This window comes from Riemerella columbipharyngis (assembly GCF_900101995.1).
In the GTDB taxonomy this organism is placed as follows: domain Bacteria; phylum Bacteroidota; class Bacteroidia; order Flavobacteriales; family Weeksellaceae; genus Riemerella; species Riemerella columbipharyngis.
Genome location: NZ_FNAS01000001.1, coordinates 203,091 through 223,898, shown reverse-complemented (window position 1 = coordinate 223,898; position 20,808 = coordinate 203,091). Strand labels below are relative to the sequence as shown.

The following is a 20,808-nucleotide window of genomic DNA, read 5'->3' as shown; positions in this document are numbered from 1 at the left end:
TCTTACAAAGATAAATATATTTCAGGAATTACCATTAACATTCTATTGATTAAGCAAAATAGCCGCTTCCTTAGCCGCATATGTGAATATCATATCTGCTCCTGCTCTTTTGAAACAAACTAAGCTTTCCAAAAGCACTTTGTCGTTATCCAGCCAACCATTTTGTGCCGCTGCTTTCAGCATAGCATATTCCCCGCTCACCTGATATACTGCAATAGGAATATCTATAAGTTCCCGAACTTTAGCTACAATATCCAAATAAGGCATCCCCGGTTTTATCATAATGATATCTGCCCCCTCCTCTACATCTTTCAGAACTTCATTCAGAGCTTCTCTACTATTATGAAAGTCCATTTGATAAGTTTTCTTATCCTTAGGTATATTCTGTTCTTCTTTCGGCGCACTATCCAAAGCACTTCTGAACGGCCCATAGAAAGAGCTGGCATACTTAGCGGCATAAGATAAAATCCCTACATCGGTAAAGCCATTTTCCTCCAATCCTTCTCTTATTGCCAAAACCCTACCGTCCATCATATCACTCGGTGCCAAAATATCTGCTCCTGCCTCCGCCTGAGATATAGACATTCTCACCAAAGCCTCTACCGTAGCATCATTATCTACTTTTCCGTTTCTAATGATACCATCATGCCCATAGATAGAATAAGGATCCAAAGCTACATCCGGCATCACTACCATATCCGGTGATGCAGATTTTATGGCTCTTATGGCATTTTGCATAAGTCCGTCGGAGTTCCATGCCTCCTTACCGGTATTGTCTTTTAAGCTTTCAGAAACTTTCATATAGAGATTTACCGACTTCACTCCCAGAGAATAAAGCTCTTGGCATTCCTTAACCAACAAATCAATACTTCTTCTATACATTCCGGGCATAGAAGGAATAGGCTCCTGTCTTCCCTCCCCTTCCATTACGAACATCGGTATCACAAAATCTGCAGTACTTAGATGGCTCTCCCTCACGAGTCTGCGGATACTTTCATTGACTCTTAGTCTTCTATTTCTTGAATAAATAATCATTTGGAATAATTTTTGTTTGCAAATTTAACAAGACTTTAATATATAACCTATTGTAAAGGTAAAATAATTTTAGTACTTTTGTAGAGTGTTTGTAAACATCGATGTTTTAAGCTAATGAAAAGAAATTTATTATATATTTTTTCCATCTGTATTTTATTTTTGAGTAAAGGACTTATGGGACAGCATATTCCCTCTAAAAGTGCGGTACTTTTGAATAACGACCCTCCTGTTTTGATGGCTTATCCCAATCCTGCCAAAGATATTATAATGCTTAAAGCAAATGATCCTTCTATAAAAATAAAGAATATATCATTCTATTCTATTATAGGAGTAAAAGCAATGGAACTAACTGTAAACCAAACTTATGTAGAGGCACGCTTGGACAGACTTCAGCCGGGAAAATACCTCGTGAGATACACTCTTAGCGATAATACACAAAGTGTAAAACAAATCATTAAACAATAGATCCTTAGAATAACTGTTTCTAATTTTCATAGAGTCTTTTCGTATTAAACAATGAAAATTTTTGTCTTAGACAATTACGACAGCTTTACCTACAATCTTGTGCAAATAATAGAAGAAATAGCAAAAGAAGAGGTTGTTGTCTGCAAGAACGATAAAGTATCTCTCAGTGAAATTTCAATTTTTGACAAGATTGTACTTTCCCCTGGACCAGGAATCCCTTCCGAGGCAGGAATGTTATTGGACATCATTAAGTTTTATTCGGGCAAAATACCTATACTCGGTGTCTGTCTTGGGCATCAGGCCATCGCAGAAGCCTTTGGCGGCAGCCTTGTTCATTTAGATAAAATTTATCATGGTGTCGCTTCGGATGCCCATATACTTAAATCCAAGAGCTTGCTGTTTCAAAATCTACCAAAAACCATCAAAGTAGGAAGATACCATTCTTGGGCGGTAAACCCCGATAATATTCCTGAAGAATTAGAGATAACCGCAGTAGATAACGATGGAATCATTATGGCATTGCAGCATAAATACCACAATTTACACACCGTACAATTTCACCCCGAAAGTGTACTAACCCCCTACGGAAAGGTGATATTAGAGAATTTCATTAGAGAATAAATTTATAATTTGGATATTCATTTTTTTTGCTATATTTGAAGATATTTAAAAACAAAGAATATCTTATGAATAATTATCTCATTGAAAATTTACCGGAATACTTTAAAATTTACAAAAAATCCATTAAAAACCCTAAGAAATTTTGGGACAAAATTGCTGACGAAAACTTTGTTTGGTATCAGAGATGGAGTAAAGTAGTAGATTATGATATGCACGAAGCCAAGATAAAATGGTTCAAAGGTGCTAAGCTCAACATTACCAAAAACTGTATAGACAGACATCTTGCAGAGAGAGGACATAAAAACGCTATCATTTGGGAACCCAATAATCCGGACGAACCTACTCAATACATCACTTACAACGAGTTATACGATAGAGTAGGAAAGATGGCTAATGTACTTCGTAGCCAAGGAATAGAAAAAGGTGACCGCGTATGTATTTATCTCCCTATGATTCCCGAGTTAGCCATTTGTATGCTGGCTTGTGCAAGAATTGGAGCTATACACTCCGTTATTTTTGCAGGGTTTTCTGCCTCTGCAGTTGCATCTCGCGTAAATGACTGTGAAGCAAAATTACTCATTTGCTCAGACGGCAGCTATAGAGGCAGCAAGGTTTTGAACTTAAAATCTATTATCGATGAAGCTCTTGAAAAGACACCTTCTGTACAACATGTACTTGTCGTAAAAAGAACTCACAACGAGGTGAATATGAAAGAAGGCCGCGATCTTTGGCTACAGCCCCTATACGATGCTGCTCCTATAGAAAATGTGCCTCAAATAATGGATGCCGAAGACCCTCTTTTCATCCTATACACTTCCGGCTCTACCGGTAAGCCGAAAGGTATGCTGCATACCTGTGCCGGATATATGGTATATAGTGCCTACACTTTCAAAAATGTATTCAACTACAAAGAAAACGACATCTACTGGTGTACCGCGGATATAGGCTGGATTACCGGGCATTCGTATATCCTGTACGGACCTTTAGCCAATGGTGCTACTACCGTAATTTTCGAAGGAGTACCTACCTATCCGCAGCCGGATAGATTCTGGGAAGTAATAGAAAAACACAAAGTAACACAATTCTATACAGCACCTACCGCCATTCGTTCTTTAGCAAAAGAATCTTCTGACTGGGTAGAGAAACACGACCTGTCCAGCCTTAGAGTGATTGGCTCCGTAGGCGAACCTATCAATGATGAGGCTTGGCATTGGTATAATGACCATGTGGGCAAAAAGAAATGCCCTATCGTAGATACTTGGTGGCAAACCGAAACCGGCGGCATTATGATTGCACCAGTTCCTTTTGTTACACCCACCAAGCCAACCTACGCCACGCTTCCCCTTCCTGGAATACAGCCCGTTCTGATGGACGAAAAACGCAACGAAATTACAGGCAACCAAACAGACGGTAGCCTATGTATCCGTTTCCCTTGGCCGGGTATCGCCAGAACAATATGGGGCGACCACGAACGCTACAAACAGACTTATTTTTCGGCATTCCCCGGAAAATACTTTACCGGTGATGGTGCTTTACGTGATGAAGTCGGCTACTACCGAATAACCGGACGAATGGACGATGTAATCATCGTATCCGGACACAACTTAGGTACCGCACCTATAGAAGACAGTATAGGTCTTCACCCTGCTGTAGCAGAATCTGCGATAGTAGGATACCCCCACGAGGTAAAAGGCAACGCCCTATATGGCTATATCATCTTGAAAGACACTGGTGAAAGCAGAGATAGAGAAAATCTAAAAAAAGAAATCAACTTGTTAATTTCTGACACTATAGGCCCTATTGCGAAATTGGACAAAATACAATTTGTACAAGCTCTACCAAAAACACGCAGTGGAAAAATAATGCGTCGTATTTTGCGAAAAATTGCAGAGGGAGATTTCAGTAATTTTGGCGATACGTCTACCCTATTAAACCCAGAAGTAATAGAGGATATAAAAAATAATAGGATAGGATAGACTAAAATAACTATTCATAGTACACAAAAAAGGCTGCCCTTAAAGAGCAGCCTTTCTTTTCTATTATTATGAATGTATAGAATAATGATTAGAATGCATAACCAAGTCTAACTCCTGTTACCATATCTGGTACAATTTTGAAAGTACTAGTTCCTTTAGATACTTCTTTTGAATCTACTCTAGTACTTCCTGTAGTAGAGTAAAGAAGTCCTAATCCTGCTTCTACGCCAAGATAAACTCTTTTTGCGAAGTAGTAATCTGCACCGAATACACCTCTTACTCCTAAACCAAATCCATTAGGTCCAGTTGTTTTTACATTTCCAGCCTCTGAACTTGTAGATGCAAACCCTAAAATGAAGTCTCCACCTACATAAGGTGATAATCTTTCAGTACCCTTAAAGTGTTTTTCAGCACCGAAGCTTAATCCTAAAGCAAATCCATTTGATGAAGAATCTTCATTATCATTAGATTCATTAGTATTAGATACTACAACTCCCATTCTATAAGCCACATCATCAGTCTTGAAATATCTGGCTTTAATCATTGGACCAACACCAAAACCTTGATCAGGCAAACTCACAGAAGTATTCAATAGACCTCCAGCAAGACCAAATTCAGTAGTAACATCACCAGCCATTGGTTTGTACTCTTGAGCACTCATTGCTCCGAAAAGTGCTAAAGCACCAACTAAAAATAACTTTTTCATTGTATTAAATTTTAATATTTAACTTTTATGGCACAAAGGTATTAAAAACATCTCTTAACATTTAATTAACATACTGTGATATTTATCATAATAATATTATTTAGAATGAATTTATATATCTCCATCTATATCTTACCAAAAACATTATGAATATAATACATATTAACACCCTCATAGACGCCCCCTACCATATTGTAAACTGTTGCAAATAGAAATTTGCAGGTATGGAATATTTATTCATTTTTATCAATTTACCCCAAAAAGCATTCATTGGGCGGTTTATTCTTATTAAAATTATTTATTAAAATCAGTAATAATACCATAAAAAAGGGTATCAGTAAAATTACTAATACCCCAAATTATTCTTGTTTTTATTGATTCTTTTTATAATTCTAATGCTCGTCTTTCATCTCCGCCCATAAGAACTTCTACAGGATTATCAATACCTTCTTTTACGGCTACTAAAAATCCTACAGACTCTCTTCCGTCAATAACTCTATGATCATAAGACAATGCCAAATACATCATCGGGCGGATGACCACTTGTCCATCTACTGCTACAGGTCTTTGGATGATGTTGTGCATACCCAAGATTGCAGACTGAGGCGGATTGATAATAGGCGTAGAAAGCATAGAACCAAACACACCGCCATTGGTAATAGTAAAAGTTCCGCCCGTCATTTCATCTACGGTAATTTTTCCATTTCTTGCTTTCTCCGCAAGTTCTTTTATTTTTGCTTCAATACCTCTGAAAGACATTGTTTCGGCATTTCTTACCACAGGAACCATAAGTCCCTTAGGGCCTGAAACCGCTACCGAAATATCGCAGAAATCATAAGAAATCATTTGGTTTCCATCGAGCATAGAGTTTACCTCGGGATACATCTGTAATGCTCTGGTAACAGCTTTTGTAAAGAAAGACATAAACCCAAGCCCTACGCCGTGCTTAGCAGCAAACTCTTCTTTGTACTGTTTTCTAATTCTGAATATTTCGCTCATATCTACCTCATTAAAGGTCGTAAGCATCGCTGTTTCATTTTTTACAGATACCAAACGCTGGGCTAATTTTCTTCTTAATGAAGACAACTTAGCAGCCTTTGATGCTCTTGATCCGGTAGATGAAAATACAGAACCCATTGCCGGAACTCCTGCTCTTTCCGCATCATCTTTTGTGATTCTACCATCTCTTCCACTACCTTTTACTTGAGAGGCATCTACTCCTTTTTCGTCTAAAATTTTCTTAGCCGCAGGCGAAGGGGTACCGGTAGCATAAGTTTTCGGTGCCGGAGCCTCTGCCTTAGGTGTTTCTTGTTTAGGTTCTTCTTTCTTTTCCTCTTTAGGCGTTTCTTTTGTAGCAGCTGCACCTTCTGGTTTAGAAGCACTCATATCGATAAGGCATACGACCTGCCCTACTTCTACAGTATCTCCCTCTTCTGCTTTCAGGGTAATAACCCCGCTCTCCTCAGCTGGAAGCTCCAGAGTTGCTTTATCCGAATCTACTTCTGCTATAGGCTGGTCTTTTTCTACATAGTCACCATCCTTTACAAGCCAAGTTGCGATTTCTACTTCTGTGATTGATTCTCCCGGTGAAGGGACTTTCATTTCTAAAACTGACATATTGAGATATATTTTTTATTTTAAATTTAATTGATTTAATACTTCTTTCGGTAAAACCTTGCGTAAATGAGGCGACTGGTATACCATTATAAATTTCCAATTCTTACCATCTTTAGAGCTTGCCACCATATCTCTATTAGATTTTAGTTTAATGCAATCTAATTTTTCATCATAAGTAACATTCCCTTTACCAATTTTAGTCTCAAAAACAGGAATCATACTTTTAAGGTCGATACTCTTATCCTTAAATGTCATTCCTACATATTGAGTAAAACTGAATATGATATAATCTGTTTCATCTACTTTAATGGATTGGTCCCGCAGATGAATATCCGTAGGTTCGTAGATATCAACTTTGATTTGAGGATTACTAAGCCTCTCTTTCATCGATTTTATCAACTTTTCCTTTGAAATAAAAGAGAATACATTTTCGGGGGTATACTTATCGAGTGCTTCTTCGAAGTTCTGCTGAGCAATCATTTTTTTATAATCTCTAAACTGAGATATAACATCATCTCTATTCACTTGGGAAAATCCCAAGAGATGCATAAAAGACAATATTAAAACGATGACCCTTTTCATTATTAAAGAAGCTATCTATGGCTTAAAGCTCAAATGTTTTATCAATAATTCCTTCTTGTGTAATTTCAAACTTTTTGTGGCTACCCGGAGCAGGTGCGGCACTTGGTACAGGTGAAATCACTTGGATATTTTGCTCTCTGAAATTTCTCAAGATAAAACTCCACGCCCCCATATTTTCGGGTTCTTCTTGTACCCAAACAAAGTCTTTTCTATTTTTATACTTGTCTAAAATAGCACTAATGGAAGTCATATCCAATGGATAGATTTGTTCCAATCTTACCAACGCGACATTCTCGGCATTTAATTCTTCTTTTTTAGCCAACAATTCGTAGTAGATTTTACCCGTACAGAATACCAAGCGTTCCACTTTTTCAGGGTTTACATTAGCATCATCTATCACAGGGCGGAATGTTCCGTTTGCCAGCTCTTCAATCGAAGAAATCACGCGAGGGTGTCTTAGCAAAGATTTTGGAGACATCACCACCAATGGTTTTCTAAATGGCAGCCGCATCTGTCTTCTTAGTAAGTGGAAATAGTTGGCAGGCTCCGTACAATTCGCCACAAAAATATTATTGTTAGCACAAAGGGTGAGGAAACGCTCCAATCTTGCCGATGAATGCTCTGCCCCCTGTCCTTCCGATCCGTGCGGAAGCAACATCACCAAACCATTTTGCATTTTCCATTTTTCCTCTGCTGCTACCAAATATTGATCCACGATAATCTGTGCTCCATTCACAAAATCTCCGAACTGGGCTTCCCAAATCGTAAGTGTATTAGGCGATGCCATAGCATAACCGTAATCAAATCCCAGCACTGCATATTCCGACAACAAAGAATTGTAAATATCAAATCTGCACGCGCTATTCACATGCTTCAGCGGCACATATTCCTCTTCGGCATCTTCCGTTTTTACTACGGCGTGGCGGTGAGAGAATGTTCCCCGCTCTACATCTTCTCCGGATATTCTTACATTATCCCCTTCCGAAAGTAGCGAAGCGTATGCCAAAAGCTCTGCCATCGCCCAATCTAATTTATTATCTTCGACCATTTTAAGCCTTTGGTCAAAGAGTCTATTGATTTTTCTGATAAAGGATTTATCCTTAGGCAAAGTAGAAATCTGAACGGCAAGCTCTCTCAATTTTGCTACATCAAATGAAGTATCCACCGTTTGGAATACATCGCCTTTGGAATGTGTACTGAAATCTCTCCATACCTCTTCCATAAAGATATCTAAAGTATTTTTTTCAATCTCTTTGGAAGCGTCAAAATTTTTATCCAATAAAGATTTGAACTCCGCCTCCATTTGTTTCATTTTTTCATCTGAAACGATGCCTTCTTTGATGAGCTGATCTTTATAGATTTCTCTCGGATTGGCGTGTTTTGCTATTACGCTGTATAATTTAGGCTGTGTAAAACGAGGTTCGTCGCCCTCGTTATGCCCATATTTTCTATAACCTAAAAGGTCTATATAAACATCTTTTCCGAACTGAGCCCTATAATCCGCCGCAAAACGAATAGCGTGTACAACCGCCTCTACATCATCTGCATTCACATGCATTACCGGCGAATCCGTCACCTTAGCAATATCCGTACAATATGTAGACGATCTTGCATCAAGGTAGTTTGTGGTAAAACCAATCTGGTTATTCACCACTATATGAACAGTACCTCCTGTCTTGTAACCGTCCAATGTCATCATCTGGGCAACCTCATACACAATTCCCTGCCCTGCTATGGCTGCATCTCCGTGGATAACAATCGGTAAAACTTTCTTGAAATTATTTCCATAAGTATGATCTACTTTAGCCCTTGTAATACCTTCTACCAAAGATGCCACAGTCTCTAAGTGAGAAGGGTTTGGGGTAAGGTTTATCATCACCTCTTCTCCCGACTCTGTTTTAATTTTCTTGGACGAACCTAAATGGTATTTCACATCACCGGAGAATACATCTTCCTCGAACTCTTTCCCTTCAAATTCAGAGAATATCTGTTTATAAGATTTTCCAAAAATATTAGATAACACATTGAGCCTTCCGCGGTGTGCCATACCTAAAACCACCTCATCTACCCCGTGCTTTACGGAACGGCTTATCAGCTGGTCCAATGCAGGAATAAGAGACTCCCCGCCCTCTAAAGAGAAACGCTTTTGCCCCACAAACTTAGTATGAAGATAGTTCTCAAAAGCTACCGCTTGATTGAGCTTAGATAAAATTTCTATCTTTTCGTTTTCTGATAATTTAGCGTGGTTTTCATTCACATTAAGCCACTGGCGGATAAAGTCTTTCTCCTCTACATTCCGCATATGCATATACTCAACCCCTATAGAATCACAATAGATGGTTTCTAAATGTCTGATAATTTCCGATAAAGTAGCTGCACCCGGCAAGCCCACTTCTGTGGCAGAATTAAATTTTTTCTGAAGATCTTCCTTGGAAAGTCCAAAGTTCTCTATATCAAGGTTTGGGCTATAGTGTCTTCTTTCCCTTACAGGATTGGTTTTGGTGAAAAGATGTCCTCTCATTCTGTACGCTTCGATGAGATTGACTATTTTGAATTCCTTTTCTATGTCCTCCGGTATTTTTCCGGAAGCTATTTTGTCCGGTGCGGACTGATTAACCATTTCCACAAAAGAATCTTCTTCTCCGAAGTTCTCCAATGCGAAATCAAATCCTTGAAAAAAAGCTTTCCAAGACGGCTCAAGGCTATCCGGATACTTCAAGTACTGCTGATACATATCCTCCACGAGCTGTGCGTGAGCAGCATTTAGAAATGAAAATTTATCCATTATTACAGATTATCTGTTTGAAATTTATACTAATTATTTTATAACCACAAAAGTATTAAAAAAAACTTATTTATTACACCATTATCACCCAAAATTAAAAAAAATATATAATTCACTAAAAATTAAGGGGATACAGGGAGAGATAATTTAATAAAAACATCTTTATTAAGCTCGGGTGCTTTGATGAATGTCTCCTGTAAAAATCCGCTATGCAGACTGTCCTTTTTACTTTTATCTAATAATTTTTTGATGGCAGACATTCTATTGTCGTAATTCCCTTTGTAATAAATAACAAATGCTTTGGAAGGATTAAGCTGCTGATAGGTAAATTCATTATCCGAAAAATTGACACGCTTGGAAAGCGGAACGCCGTAGAAATAACTCAGTTCTTTATCCTTAAAATTATTAGGATTGATGATGAGTATCGGTACTCCGTACTCGTCCGTTGTTTTATCCAACTTATTCGTAACAAAATCTATGACTTTCCCATTAGCTTCTATAATGCTTTTCAGCAAACCTCCATCTTTTGTTTTATTTTGGGCATTTACATTTATTCCTACTAATATTTCGCTGTTTTGCTGCTCCACCATTATGGAATCTGTTTTAATATTTTTAAGCGACAGCCCCTGCTCTACCTTATTCCCCAATAGGAGGCTTAGCTGGGTCAAACTTTTATTAACTTCTTCTTCGAATGTTTGTACGAAAAATAAATTGACATAGCGTTTCAGAAGAGGAATTTTCGGGGTTTCTATCTTCCAATCGAGTAAGGTTTTATTTCCTTTTGGGATAAACTTCACTTGGATACGCGTAGGAGCCTCGTTATTCTTAAAAAAAAAGTCATATTTTATCGTATGCATAGGGTTTTCGTAGCGGATATAGACTTGCCCCATACTCTCTTTGACATTCCCAAAACTCACCGAACTTCCCTCTCCTTGATAAGGGGTAAAAAATTGATAATTGACATTTTTCTTTTTGATTAAATAACTGTTCCACCTTACCATATTCTGGAAATTATCAAACTGGGGGAATATCTTTTCCACAGGATAATCTATTTCCTTTTCTATTCTAAAAGACTTACTTTCATCTACGAAATACATCGCCAGGGCATAGAGTCCAAATAATACGGCACCTATTATTGTAAATACTTTCAATACACGCATCTTACTTCATTTATTTAATCATTGGCAAAGTTATAATACTTTCACTTTTATTTTATCTATGTTAAGAATTTTATAGGTCAGTTCTTTGTAAATATCCTCTTCGTTTAGAGTACCTCCCATTCCTTTGTTTTTCATATCCATTTCCCTCAGAATGCTGATGATGCGGGTACAATCCTTCAAGCTGTACTTAGTTGCTGCCTCCTTGTATTCTTTGTAAAAGTAGGATTGGTTGGGGGACATTTTTATAGCACTCATTATCTCGCTGTCCGAGCTTCCCTTCATACTGCAGCATATCGTAAGCTTAGAGAAAAAAGAATACAGTGTGCCAATGGTAAGCGAAAAATTAGACTTTGGATCTTTAGCCATATAGAACGCAATACGCATTGCTTTTTCGTAATTCCTAGCAGCAATAGCCCTCTGAAGCTCAAAATGATTGTAGAGCTTACTAATACCAATATGTTTTTCTACAATATCTTTGGTGATTTTATCACCGGGTTTCATCACGAGTCTCAGCTTTTCTAATTCATTGGCAATCCGAGACAGGTTATCCCCCATATAATCCGCCAGTAGCTGTGGAATATCAGGATCACTTTCCAGATTCATCTGTGCTATCTCCCCCTGAATATGAGCCGCCAGCTGCCACTCTTTCACCTTACTACTCTCGTAGAGCATTTTATGTTTCCCGAATAATTTAGACAAAGTTTTACCTCCCTCTTTCTTCCTGCCTCCATCGCTTTCATCTTTGTAAGCGATGACGAGTATCGTGGTATCACTCGGATTATTCACATAGGCTTCTACGGCTTTTTTGTCCGAAGGCTTGAGCGTTGACATTTGAGCTTCTTTGTAGATAACCAATTGTTTCTGGGCTATCATAGGATATTGCCTTGCTACCGCTATTACTTCTTCAAGGCTAATGTCTTTACCATAAAAAACTTTCTGGTCAAATGCTTTTTCGGTTTCGTCCAAAGCATCTGTCTCAAAGTGCTTTACCGCCAAATCTATAAAGTAAGGCTCGTTGCCGTAAAAAAAATAAATAGGCTGAAATTCTTTATTTTTAATACTTTTGAGGATTGATTTTAATTCTTTCATAAGATGCAACTTCCAAAACTTAATTTTGACTCCGATTTTAATTTTAATATTAAGAGAGACAAAGATACATTTTTTATTTACGACATACTAAGAAAATCTTGGATAGTCCTTACGCCGGAAGAATGGGTAAGGCAACATTGGGTTCATCACTTCCATTACACCGAAGGCTATGCCCTATCAGCACTGATATTGGAGCAAAAAATAAACATCAACAATACCTCCAAAAGAATAGATTTATTAGTAACCCAAAAAACAGAGCCTTTTATTCTATTAGAATGCAAAGCACCCAATATCACACTTTCCGAAGCTACTTTCGAACAAGCCGCAAGATACAACAGCGTAATCCAAGCGCCAGAAATCATACTAAGCAACGGGCTACAACATATTTTTACACACTATCGAAATGGAGAATATAGATTTTGGGACAAAAACAAAAGCTAAAAAAATAGAGACAAAAACTCCAGAAGCCCCCGGAAAAACATTTCTACGAAAAACCACACCAATCATTAAAATTAAAGCCTGCTAAAAATTAACAGGCTCTAAAACTAATGAAATCAATATAATAGACTTTATTACATCCCAGATTTATTCTTTTGAATTTGGCGTTTTATTTCTCGCTCTATATCTTGCCAATCGTAGATATGGAACACTTTTCCGTTGCTCATTGCCACAAATATTCCTTTTGGGAAACGCTCGCTGAAATGAACCGGAGATACTTCCGATCCATCACTCTCGGAAGTCATTACCGGAATTTCCGCAATTCTTCCGGATTCAGGAACTTCTCTCCTATAAACATTGAATGTGTCTGCCTGCTGGTTTGAGACCAATATATAGCCTGTCTTATCAGAAGTGGGATAGATGGAAATCCCTTCTACATCGGAAACAAAATCACCTATTCCAAAAACTGACAACTCCTGATTTCCCATAGATGGATCGGCATAGTATTGGTGTACGCCGTATTTTTCATCTGAATAATACACATAGCCCAGTGCATCATCTACCGCTATGGATTCTATCTCTTTTTTGCCACTGTATTTACCAAACTTGCGTACGAATTCCCCCGTTATACACCCATTGTTCTCGACCAATTTGTATTCCCAGAGGTAATTGTCGGACGGTCCCGACTTCCGACCTACAACGGCATATATTTCTTTAGTTTTAGGATTTTTATACATAGCTATCCCCATGGGACCCTTTTGCTTTTCTCCGTCAAATACACTAAAATCCCCCACTTCTTCCATATCAGGTAGAGTAAATATCCTCACTTTATTGGTCTCTCTCTCCGTCGTAAGGGCAATATCTACCGTCTTGTTTTTTAGCATAAAACCGTATTCTATATCTACATTGTTGGGTCTTTTCAGTCCTAATACCTTACGAACTATTTTCCCATCTAAGTCAAATACAAAAAGACCGCCATTGGTATCTTTGTCCGTTCCCACAATCAAACTTTTCGAAGGGTCATTCGGGTTTATCCATATGGCAGGGTCGTCTGTATCGTAGTTTACCTTTTGGGTAACGACTGCCGGCTTTATCTTATACTGTTGTGATTTACAAGCACATAATGAACACAATACTGTTAAATTTATCCATAAATTATATCTCATTTCAAGCATTTTTATTTTCATTAAAAATCAAATTTAAGTCCCATAGTATAACGCGGCTTATAGTATTCCATCTGCATTGTTCTCGCATACTGTCCTTGATAATATCTTAGTGGCTGGTTTGTAAGATTATTAGCCTCTACGAAAACCCTCATACGGCGAGTGATTGCAAAAGAAGCATTGGCGTCTAAAAATGTCTGCTTATCATAATATCTGTCGTAAAAAGAGCTGTCTCCCAACTCGTCTAAATAAGCAGAAGTGTGATTGAGAGAAACTCTTGCCAAAAAACGTTTGTTTTCCCAAGACAATGAAGCATTAAAAATATTAGGTGCCGTACCAGGCAGCATCAGCCCCTCTCTAAGTACTCCTCCGCTGGAATAAATTCCCTTAGCAACAGATTTCGTATAAGTATAATTGAGATACACGCCCAAGTGAGACAATAGCCCCGGCAAGAAATCCAGCTGTCTTTGCAGGGAAGCCTCAAAACCGTAAACCGAAACGCTCTGCCCGTTTCTAGATTGGGAATAAGAATAGACTTCACCCGGGTCTAACTGATTTTCAATATCCGAGAAATCTTTTGCAAACTTATCATAGTTGTACTGGCTGTCTCGATAGTCGTATATAAAATTGTTGATTTTTTTATAAAAACCTCCCAAAGAAATAATCCCTACTGATTTGAAATAATACTCTGCCATAAAATCATAATTATGAGAGTAAGAGGATTTGAGGTTCGGATTTCCTGCCACTACTTCTTTGTCCGTAGGAATTACATTTACAAATGGCGACAGACGGTAGTAGTTGGGTCTTGCTATCGCGGTGGTGTAAGCCATTCTTAGGACAAGGTTTTCTTTCGGCGTATATTTGAAGCTGATATTCGGCAAGTAGTTGGTATAGCTGTTTTTAACCTCTCTGCTTCCTTTCAGCTTGTCTTCACTCTGGATAATATTTCCCGCATAATCTGTCTGAGTATTTTCTACCCTAAGCCCCGTAATGAAAGAGAAATTCCGAGTAATATTTTGGTCCCATCTAAGGTATCCTGCATAGATATTTTCCTTAGCACTATAGTTTGCCGACAAGTATTCCGCAGGCTGGTCTTCCTTAGTAAACAGTTCAGAATTATTAAGGTCTAATCCCCCTATATAAGTTCGAGACGGAAAATATCCCGGCACATACTTAGATATAGGATTCCAACCTTCGTTTCCGCAAAATGCAGGGGATATTTCTGCCAAAGTGCCTATGCTGTTCGGAGATTTGGGCTGATAATTAAAGAAATCTTTATCGCGTTTTTTTAGTTTAAGTCTTGTTTTTGCACCAAATCTAAGTCTTCCTTTTTGCCCGTCAATTACAGAAAGAGGAATTCTCATATTTACTTTACCAGTAATCTCTTCTTCGTAAGTAATTGCATTTTGCTCGGTTAGTTTATCCCATTTGTATTGTTCAAGAGCAGGTTCTGTTACCGGAGTGTACAATGGCTGCATCTCTGTACCAAAATCCTCGTCAAAACGAACCAATTTTTTCTTATCGGTACTGAAAGACATATATCTCTCATTTGGTCTTTGTTCCTCTGCTTTGGAGTAAGCCGCGGTCCAGTTTAGTTCCATTTTACTTCCCAAAATATGCTCTCCTCTCAATGAGTAGTTTTGCATAATCTGACGCTCCAGACGAGCTCCTTTATTTTTATGATTCAGAATTCCCGCCTTTGTTTGTCTTTCTATTCTTCCTTCATACCCAGCATCATTAGCCAAAGGTTTAATTTTTTTTATACGCATACGATATCTGTTTTCCCAGTCGTCCCGCCAATTGTACATTGCCGAAAAGCGAACATTATTACGGGTATTGATTTTAAAATCAAAGTCCGTTCCTATACTTTTTCGCTCTCTTCTCACATCATATTTTCTGATATCTAACTGAGAGACATACACTTTCCCATTTTTATCTTGAGACCAGATAGCTTCTGCATTATTAGAGCCGTAGTCGTTATTATTATAAGAGGTATTGATTACCCAACCTAATTTCTTCCCCAAAAAACGATTACTATAGAGGAAGCTATTGGTAAACAAAGCCTTATTTCTAATAGGATTATAGCCCGAAGCCAGAGACAATGAAATACGCTCTTTATTGGCTGCTGTTTTTGTGATTAGGTTTACCGATCCTCCTATGGCATCGGCATCTTGGTCTGATGTCAAAGTTTTATTGACTTCTATCATCTGGATCATATCCGATGGGATGAGGTCCATCTGCACATTTCTATTATCACCTTCTGCAGATGGGATACGGCTTCCGTTCAGCGTTACCGAGTTGAGTTCCGGTGCCAGCCCCCTTATGATGATATTTCTTGCCTCGCCTTGGTCGTTTTGCATCGTAATGCCAGAAACCCTTTTCAGGGCATCTCCAATATTGGAATCTGGAAACTTTCCTACCTGGTCGGAAGAAACGATGTTAGTAATATTAGAGTTAGATTTTTGTTTGCTTAGAGCTCTGGCTTGATTTTGTCGTGAAATCCCTACAATTAGAACCTCAGAAATCGTTTTCACCCTACCCTCATTTTTTGCTTTTTCCATTGTATAGACTATATTCTGATGCGTGTCCCGATTCTCGGAAATATCCACCTGAAAAACCTTTTTCCCATAGCCTAAATAATCTGCATGAAGTTCGTAATGTCCTGTGGGAATATTTAAGAAAACAAAATTCCCATTCTCATCCGAAGTGGTGTAGTGATCACCTGGAATTAAGACTAATTTGGCTCCCGGAAGTGCTATTTTAGAATTGTCGTTAATATTCCCTGACAGCGTTCCCGTCTGAGAATACAAGCAAAAGGAAGTACATAAGAAAGCAGAAAGTAAAACTTTTTTCATTTGTTTTTTTGCAAAATTAGCCCAACAGCTTCCAAATATATGTTACCAAATCATTAACTATCTTTTAATTATTTTTTAACTAAAACCTTATTATACGCACCTTAGTTAATATTTCATTAACATACATAAACCGTAATGCATTAGACCAAATCTAAAAAAATTATTAGATACTCGTATTTATCGGCAAATCATACCAAAAGCCCCATCTAAACATTTCGTTCAAATTACCTACATACTAAACATCTACATTGTTTCTTATATGCCTCATTTTCTTAACTTTCACCATACTTTTTTATCTTTTTTTTCAAAATTAAAAAGAACAAACACCCCAATTTATCACTCTCAAAATCAATCAAAATTATTATCTTTGCGGAAGAAGAATAGCTGAATTTAGACGATATTATGTTTGAATACTTTTGTTAAAAATACAGAACTAATCAATAATATAATGAAGGATAAAATAGAAAAAATAGCTGTTGTTGCAGGAAACGGCCCCAGCCTTTCTAATATCGATTATAGCTTGTTGCCAGAACTCGATCAATTGGATATCTTTAGATGCAATCAGTTTTATTTTGAAGAGAAATATTTTTTAGGAAAGGATGTAAAATACGCTTTCTATAATCCTTCTTTGTTTTTTGAGCAATACTACACTTCAAAACAACTAATAAGTAACAATGAATACGATATAGAAAACATTGTATGCTCGACTCTTGGCTTTTGCGATACAGACAGATATTCTAAAGAAAATTTTGATAAAATTTTTGTAGATTGCATTTATGGTTATGATATTTTTAAAAATCTTAAAGATTTCAATTCTTTTTTCAGATATAATGAGATTTATAACGACCGAAGAATAACCAGTGGTATCTATATGTGTGCTATTGCTATTGCTTTAGGATACAAAAAGATATACATAGCCGGGATAGACTTTTATATAGGTGATAAAGACTATGCCTTTAATAGTAAATCAAGTAATCTTTTGAAGAAAAAGCCTGAATTTAGCCAAGAGCTATCTAAAAGTTACCTGCACTCTATCAATTATGATATCGAAGCTTTGTTATTTTTACAAAAAAAATATGATATCAAGTTTTATAGTGTTTGCCCAAACAGCCCGATCAATCAATATATACCTCTTGCAACCAGATTACACTTGGGCTTTCCCATTCTTCCCAAGCCTGAAAATTTTATCAACGATCTTTTTATTCCATCTCCGGTAGCCTATGGAAAGATTGATATACTCAATCGTGTTTCTAAGGAAGCTCCTCCAAAACCTAACCCCTCATTTCTTCAAAAAGCTAAAAACTACATAAAAAGATTACTAAAAAGTTTTTTAACGACTAATAAATAAAATAGAGATCTCTTTTTTTGAATACTCTGTTTTTATTATAATCAAATAAAAAAGAGGGTACCCAAAAATTTGGGCACCCTCCTTTTATTAAACTCTTCTAATAACATTAGAAAGAAAACATCATTCTTGCTTGTATAGAATTAAAGTTTTTATCATTCGGAAAGTACGGATTGTCTAAACGAGTATAAGTATAGTCTGCAGAAATTATAGCGTGTCTATTGATGGTATAATTGATGCCGACTGTAGCAGAATGAGCCTTACCTCCTGCAATACTCATTGATTCATTAGGATAATCTATTATTTTTCCACCAGGATAGAATTTGTTTTTGCCTTTTAGAAAAACATCCCCTTCCTTGATGTCATTTAAGTTAGTGTAACTATATCTAGCAACGACCTCAAATGCTCCCGGATCATAATTACCTCCTATAAGAGCAAACTCTCTATTGTATTTATAGTGAGACTTATCATTAAGTAAATAGCCCAATTCTAAGTAACCACCATTAGCCTTAGAATCGTCTAGAGGGTTAGCCTTTTGCCAACTCTTAAGAGTAGTCCAGCTCCAAAGCCCACCCAATTGAGCATCAAAAAGCTCTTGGTCTGGTCTCTTTTTGGTTATTTTTTGCATAATGTACTCTCCTCTTGCAAAGAATCTAGGCATCCTTACCAATCCTTCAAAGCCTACTTTATAAAGTTTATTAGCCCAAGGAATATTTGCACTTAGGAATTGCCCGTTATGATCTCCCATTTCTAAGGAAGAAGAGATATACTGATTGGTTTTCAGCGTTTTACCTTCATTAATCAATTCTCCTCCATTATTTTGCTTATACCTCAATGAGCCACCTATATGTAGTGTAAGATCCGGTGTATTTACAGGGATATATACATAGCGGCCTGTTACATTCCAGCTTTGGTTACCTGCCGGTTTTTTGTTCTCTAACACATCTTCTGTAAAAATACCCTGATCTGAAAAGAAGTGATTATTATAATATTTATAAGTAAGACCTAAAGCTCTAAAATTACCTAAAGCAAATACTGTAGAAGGACGATTGATGAACTTCATCGCGTATTCACTTGTATTAAGATTCATAGAAAATGGCTCTGCATAGTAACCAAATTTAAGACTTTTAGAACTTTCTTCATCATTCTTCAAATAATACCTTACGAATAAATTTCTTTGATGAAACTTACCTCCACCAAAATCAAAATCACCGTAAAAGTACCAATTCTTAAAAGTTAATGAAGTCCTAAGACGAGCATCTGCAATATTAGTACCTGATTTCACCGGAGTAAAATCACTTGTATTGTATGACAAGTCGGTAAAAAATCTCCCTCCCAAAGTGATGCTAATATCATTATCTTTATCTTCGTAAATATGATAGGGCTTAATAGCCGCTTTATCTTGTGCAAACATATGTCCTACTGCTCCTAATGTAAGCACTGCTGCCAGTATAATATTCTTTTTCATAAATTTAAAATTAATGTTGTTTAGAGAAATTCTCTTTTATAGGGTTAATCATTTTTAGTATCCTAATCTTTTTAAAAGTTCAGTAGCTTCCTCTACATTCTTGGATGCAGCCAAGTTTCTAGCATTTTTTTCTATATAGTAATGCAGCGTTTCTTCTGCTCTATTGGTAAACATTGCATCGCAATAAGGTGGTGCCGCTAGATCTCCTATCTGATTACCATAGTTATAATCTCCAAAATATTTTTTCATTTGGTCTGTTGTATCAAATGAATATGGGTGTATTTTCATTTTAGAGCGTCTAATGAGACTTGCTTGCCACGGTTTTAATAATTCAGGATAATTATTAGGTGCTCCTGCAATAGACGGACCTATGAAATGAGCCAAATTATCTACTCCTAAGTTAATGAAAGAAGCATACCCTTGAGGTGAGTCGTCAGAGATATCCGTAGCACCATTTCCTTTCCACAGTAGGAAACATGTAGGCACTTGACCTTTGAAGAAATTTTTAATTCTTCCTAAACTTTCAAGAGAGAATGTCTGCAAAATTACTTTACCATTGGTGTTTCCTACATTCACTTTGCCATCAACATAGAATGGGGTATTATCCACCTCGCGTTTAGTGATGACATTCATTCCATATTTATCTAGCTCATCATACACCATTTTCTCCATAGTAGAAGGATTAAGCCATGGTTCTTTGAACTCAATATAAATCCCTGGACGGTTTCCTCTGTCTTGATCGTCTTTTACATATTTTGTATCATATTTAACGATTCTCTCTACCGCACCTGACAATGGGTGTTTCATAGTTTCGCTTGTAAGGGTCATTTTAGTAGCTGCTCTTTCGCCTGTAGAAGCATCTCTTTCTAATTTATACCCTTTAGCATACATAATCAAATCTTCTAATGAAGAGATATATTGATGCTGCTTTATAAATCCTGCTTGTGCTCTTTCTGGATTAGCATCATTAAACCAAGAACCTGCATCAAGTTTTAATAATTCGGAATAAGTATAAGAACTTGGTAAATTAGGAATAAAAGATTTTCTATCTGCTTCCACTTTTTCGTCTGCTTCTTTAGAAGAGTAACCTAATTCTAAGTAATATTGTTTTCTATCTGCCGGCAAGTGTTCCCCATAGACAGTTTCAATATTAGTGGTTCTTCTTAGGTTGTCATCGTGCAAAGCCAAAACTACGCCATCTTTAGAAACTTGCAAGTCTGCCTCCATATAATCGGCACCTATTTCTCTAGCCCATCTGTATGCGGCTTCTGTCTCTTCAGGTGTCCAAAATGTAGATCCCCTATGGGCAATAACGGCATTCTCTGGTACATAATCACGTACCTTAATCATTTCTGATGAAAGTTGCTTTACCTCCACTTTACTAGCATCAATATCAGGATTTTGCACTTCCCGATCTGAGTTACAAGATACCATAGTTACAAGACATACGGCTAAACTTGCTTTTAATACATTTTTTAGCATAATGAAAATTTATTAAGTTAA

Annotated in this window: 16 protein-coding genes; 5 read left to right on the top strand and 11 right to left on the bottom strand. The window is 37.1% G+C overall.

The window, feature by feature from the left end:
- Nucleotides 1–42 precede the first annotated feature (42 nt).
- Nucleotides 43–1,035, bottom strand: coding sequence for a porphobilinogen synthase (hemB, locus tag BLS89_RS00960; protein WP_092735636.1), 993 nt, complete (start codon nucleotides 1,033–1,035; stop codon nucleotides 43–45).
- A 159-nt stretch (nucleotides 1,036–1,194) separates the two neighbouring features.
- Here hemB and BLS89_RS00955 point away from each other — a divergent pair, with 159 nt between their 5' ends.
- From BLS89_RS00955 to acs, 3 genes are read left to right on the top strand one after another with little or no spacing between them, the layout of a single operon-like run.
- Complete coding sequence (locus BLS89_RS00955; protein WP_245688749.1) at nucleotides 1,195–1,500, top strand: T9SS type A sorting domain-containing protein; 306 nt, start codon at nucleotides 1,195–1,197, stop codon at nucleotides 1,498–1,500.
- A 51-nt stretch (nucleotides 1,501–1,551) separates the two neighbouring features.
- Entirely contained in the window at nucleotides 1,552–2,121 is a 570-nt protein-coding gene (locus tag BLS89_RS00950) for an anthranilate synthase component II (RefSeq protein WP_092735634.1), read from the top strand.
- A gap of 41 nt (nucleotides 2,122–2,162) precedes the next feature.
- Nucleotides 2,163–4,097, top strand: a complete 1,935-nt coding sequence (gene acs, locus BLS89_RS00945; protein ID WP_262501454.1) for an acetate--CoA ligase — start codon at nucleotides 2,163–2,165, stop codon at nucleotides 4,095–4,097.
- Nucleotides 4,098–4,185: 88 nt separating this feature from the next.
- Here acs and BLS89_RS00940 read toward each other — a convergent pair whose 3' ends face one another.
- The 6 genes from BLS89_RS00940 to holA all read right to left on the bottom strand — a co-directional run bounded on the left by BLS89_RS00940 (nucleotide 4,186) and on the right by holA (nucleotide 12,036).
- Nucleotides 4,186–4,803 (bottom strand): hypothetical protein, encoded by a 618-nt coding sequence (locus BLS89_RS00940; RefSeq protein WP_092735633.1) that lies wholly within the window; start codon nucleotides 4,801–4,803, stop codon nucleotides 4,186–4,188.
- A gap of 384 nt (nucleotides 4,804–5,187) precedes the next feature.
- Complete coding sequence (gene odhB / locus BLS89_RS00935; protein WP_092735632.1) at nucleotides 5,188–6,420, bottom strand: 2-oxoglutarate dehydrogenase complex dihydrolipoyllysine-residue succinyltransferase; 1,233 nt, start codon at nucleotides 6,418–6,420, stop codon at nucleotides 5,188–5,190.
- Between the two features lie 15 nt (nucleotides 6,421–6,435).
- A complete protein-coding gene (locus BLS89_RS00930) occupies nucleotides 6,436–7,002 on the bottom strand; it encodes a hypothetical protein (RefSeq protein ID WP_092735631.1) in 567 nt (188 codons plus the stop codon).
- Between the two features lie 22 nt (nucleotides 7,003–7,024).
- On the bottom strand, nucleotides 7,025–9,787 hold the full coding sequence (locus BLS89_RS00925) for a 2-oxoglutarate dehydrogenase E1 component (RefSeq protein WP_092735630.1): 2,763 nt from the start codon (nucleotides 9,785–9,787) through the stop codon (nucleotides 7,025–7,027).
- 122 nt (nucleotides 9,788–9,909) lie between these two features.
- The gene (locus BLS89_RS00920) at nucleotides 9,910–10,947 is read right to left on the bottom strand and encodes an SRPBCC family protein (RefSeq protein ID WP_092735629.1); all 1,038 of its coding nucleotides are present in this window, start codon (nucleotides 10,945–10,947) and stop codon (nucleotides 9,910–9,912) included.
- A 30-nt stretch (nucleotides 10,948–10,977) separates the two neighbouring features.
- The gene (gene holA, locus BLS89_RS00915; protein WP_092735628.1) at nucleotides 10,978–12,036 is read right to left on the bottom strand and encodes a DNA polymerase III subunit delta; all 1,059 of its coding nucleotides are present in this window, start codon (nucleotides 12,034–12,036) and stop codon (nucleotides 10,978–10,980) included.
- Nucleotides 12,037–12,039: 3 nt separating this feature from the next.
- On the opposite strand from holA, the gene BLS89_RS00910 reads away from it, so the two are divergent.
- The gene (locus BLS89_RS00910; RefSeq protein ID WP_092735627.1) at nucleotides 12,040–12,477 is read left to right on the top strand and encodes a type I restriction enzyme HsdR N-terminal domain-containing protein; all 438 of its coding nucleotides are present in this window, start codon (nucleotides 12,040–12,042) and stop codon (nucleotides 12,475–12,477) included.
- A 131-nt stretch (nucleotides 12,478–12,608) separates the two neighbouring features.
- Here the strand turns inward: BLS89_RS00910 and BLS89_RS00905 are convergent, their stop codons facing one another.
- Nucleotides 12,609–13,640, bottom strand: coding sequence for a phytase (locus tag BLS89_RS00905; protein ID WP_245688747.1), 1,032 nt, complete (start codon nucleotides 13,638–13,640; stop codon nucleotides 12,609–12,611).
- Between the two features lie 20 nt (nucleotides 13,641–13,660).
- Nucleotides 13,661–16,492, bottom strand: a complete 2,832-nt coding sequence (locus tag BLS89_RS00900) for a TonB-dependent receptor (RefSeq protein WP_092735625.1) — start codon at nucleotides 16,490–16,492, stop codon at nucleotides 13,661–13,663.
- A 448-nt stretch (nucleotides 16,493–16,940) separates the two neighbouring features.
- Here BLS89_RS00900 and BLS89_RS00895 point away from each other — a divergent pair, with 448 nt between their 5' ends.
- Nucleotides 16,941–17,840 (top strand): alpha-2,3-sialyltransferase, encoded by a 900-nt coding sequence (locus BLS89_RS00895; RefSeq protein ID WP_092735624.1) that lies wholly within the window; start codon nucleotides 16,941–16,943, stop codon nucleotides 17,838–17,840.
- 106 nt (nucleotides 17,841–17,946) lie between these two features.
- On the opposite strand, the gene BLS89_RS00890 is transcribed toward BLS89_RS00895, so the two are convergent.
- Nucleotides 17,947–19,305 (bottom strand): porin, encoded by a 1,359-nt coding sequence (locus BLS89_RS00890; RefSeq protein ID WP_092735623.1) that lies wholly within the window; start codon nucleotides 19,303–19,305, stop codon nucleotides 17,947–17,949.
- Nucleotides 19,306–19,359: 54 nt separating this feature from the next.
- Nucleotides 19,360–20,787: a glycerophosphodiester phosphodiesterase family protein gene (locus BLS89_RS00885; protein WP_092735622.1), complete on the bottom strand. Its 1,428-nt coding sequence runs from the start codon at nucleotides 20,785–20,787 to the stop codon at nucleotides 19,360–19,362.
- Nucleotides 20,788–20,808 lie beyond the last annotated feature (21 nt).

What these genes read in the sequence shown, in the direction of transcription:
- hemB (WP_092735636.1), bottom strand. Translation starts at nt 1,035, where the DNA reads ATGATTATTTATTCAAGAAATAGAAGACTAAGAGTCAATGAAAGTATC.
- BLS89_RS00950 (WP_092735634.1), top strand. Translation starts at nt 1,552, where the DNA reads ATGAAAATTTTTGTCTTAGACAATTACGACAGCTTTACCTACAATCTT.
- BLS89_RS00940 (WP_092735633.1), bottom strand. Translation starts at nt 4,803, where the DNA reads ATGAAAAAGTTATTTTTAGTTGGTGCTTTAGCACTTTTCGGAGCAATG.
- odhB (WP_092735632.1), bottom strand. Translation starts at nt 6,420, where the DNA reads ATGTCAGTTTTAGAAATGAAAGTCCCTTCACCGGGAGAATCAATCACA.
- BLS89_RS00930 (WP_092735631.1), bottom strand. Translation starts at nt 7,002, where the DNA reads ATGAAAAGGGTCATCGTTTTAATATTGTCTTTTATGCATCTCTTGGGA.
- BLS89_RS00925 (WP_092735630.1), bottom strand. Translation starts at nt 9,787, where the DNA reads ATGGATAAATTTTCATTTCTAAATGCTGCTCACGCACAGCTCGTGGAG.
- BLS89_RS00920 (WP_092735629.1), bottom strand. Translation starts at nt 10,947, where the DNA reads ATGCGTGTATTGAAAGTATTTACAATAATAGGTGCCGTATTATTTGGA.
- holA (WP_092735628.1), bottom strand. Translation starts at nt 12,036, where the DNA reads ATGAAAGAATTAAAATCAATCCTCAAAAGTATTAAAAATAAAGAATTT.
- BLS89_RS00910 (WP_092735627.1), top strand. Translation starts at nt 12,040, where the DNA reads ATGCAACTTCCAAAACTTAATTTTGACTCCGATTTTAATTTTAATATT.
- BLS89_RS00905 (WP_245688747.1), bottom strand. Translation starts at nt 13,640, where the DNA reads ATGAGATATAATTTATGGATAAATTTAACAGTATTGTGTTCATTATGT.
- BLS89_RS00900 (WP_092735625.1), bottom strand. Translation starts at nt 16,492, where the DNA reads ATGAAAAAAGTTTTACTTTCTGCTTTCTTATGTACTTCCTTTTGCTTG.
- BLS89_RS00895 (WP_092735624.1), top strand. Translation starts at nt 16,941, where the DNA reads ATGAAGGATAAAATAGAAAAAATAGCTGTTGTTGCAGGAAACGGCCCC.
- BLS89_RS00890 (WP_092735623.1), bottom strand. Translation starts at nt 19,305, where the DNA reads ATGAAAAAGAATATTATACTGGCAGCAGTGCTTACATTAGGAGCAGTA.
- BLS89_RS00885 (WP_092735622.1), bottom strand. Translation starts at nt 20,787, where the DNA reads ATGCTAAAAAATGTATTAAAAGCAAGTTTAGCCGTATGTCTTGTAACT.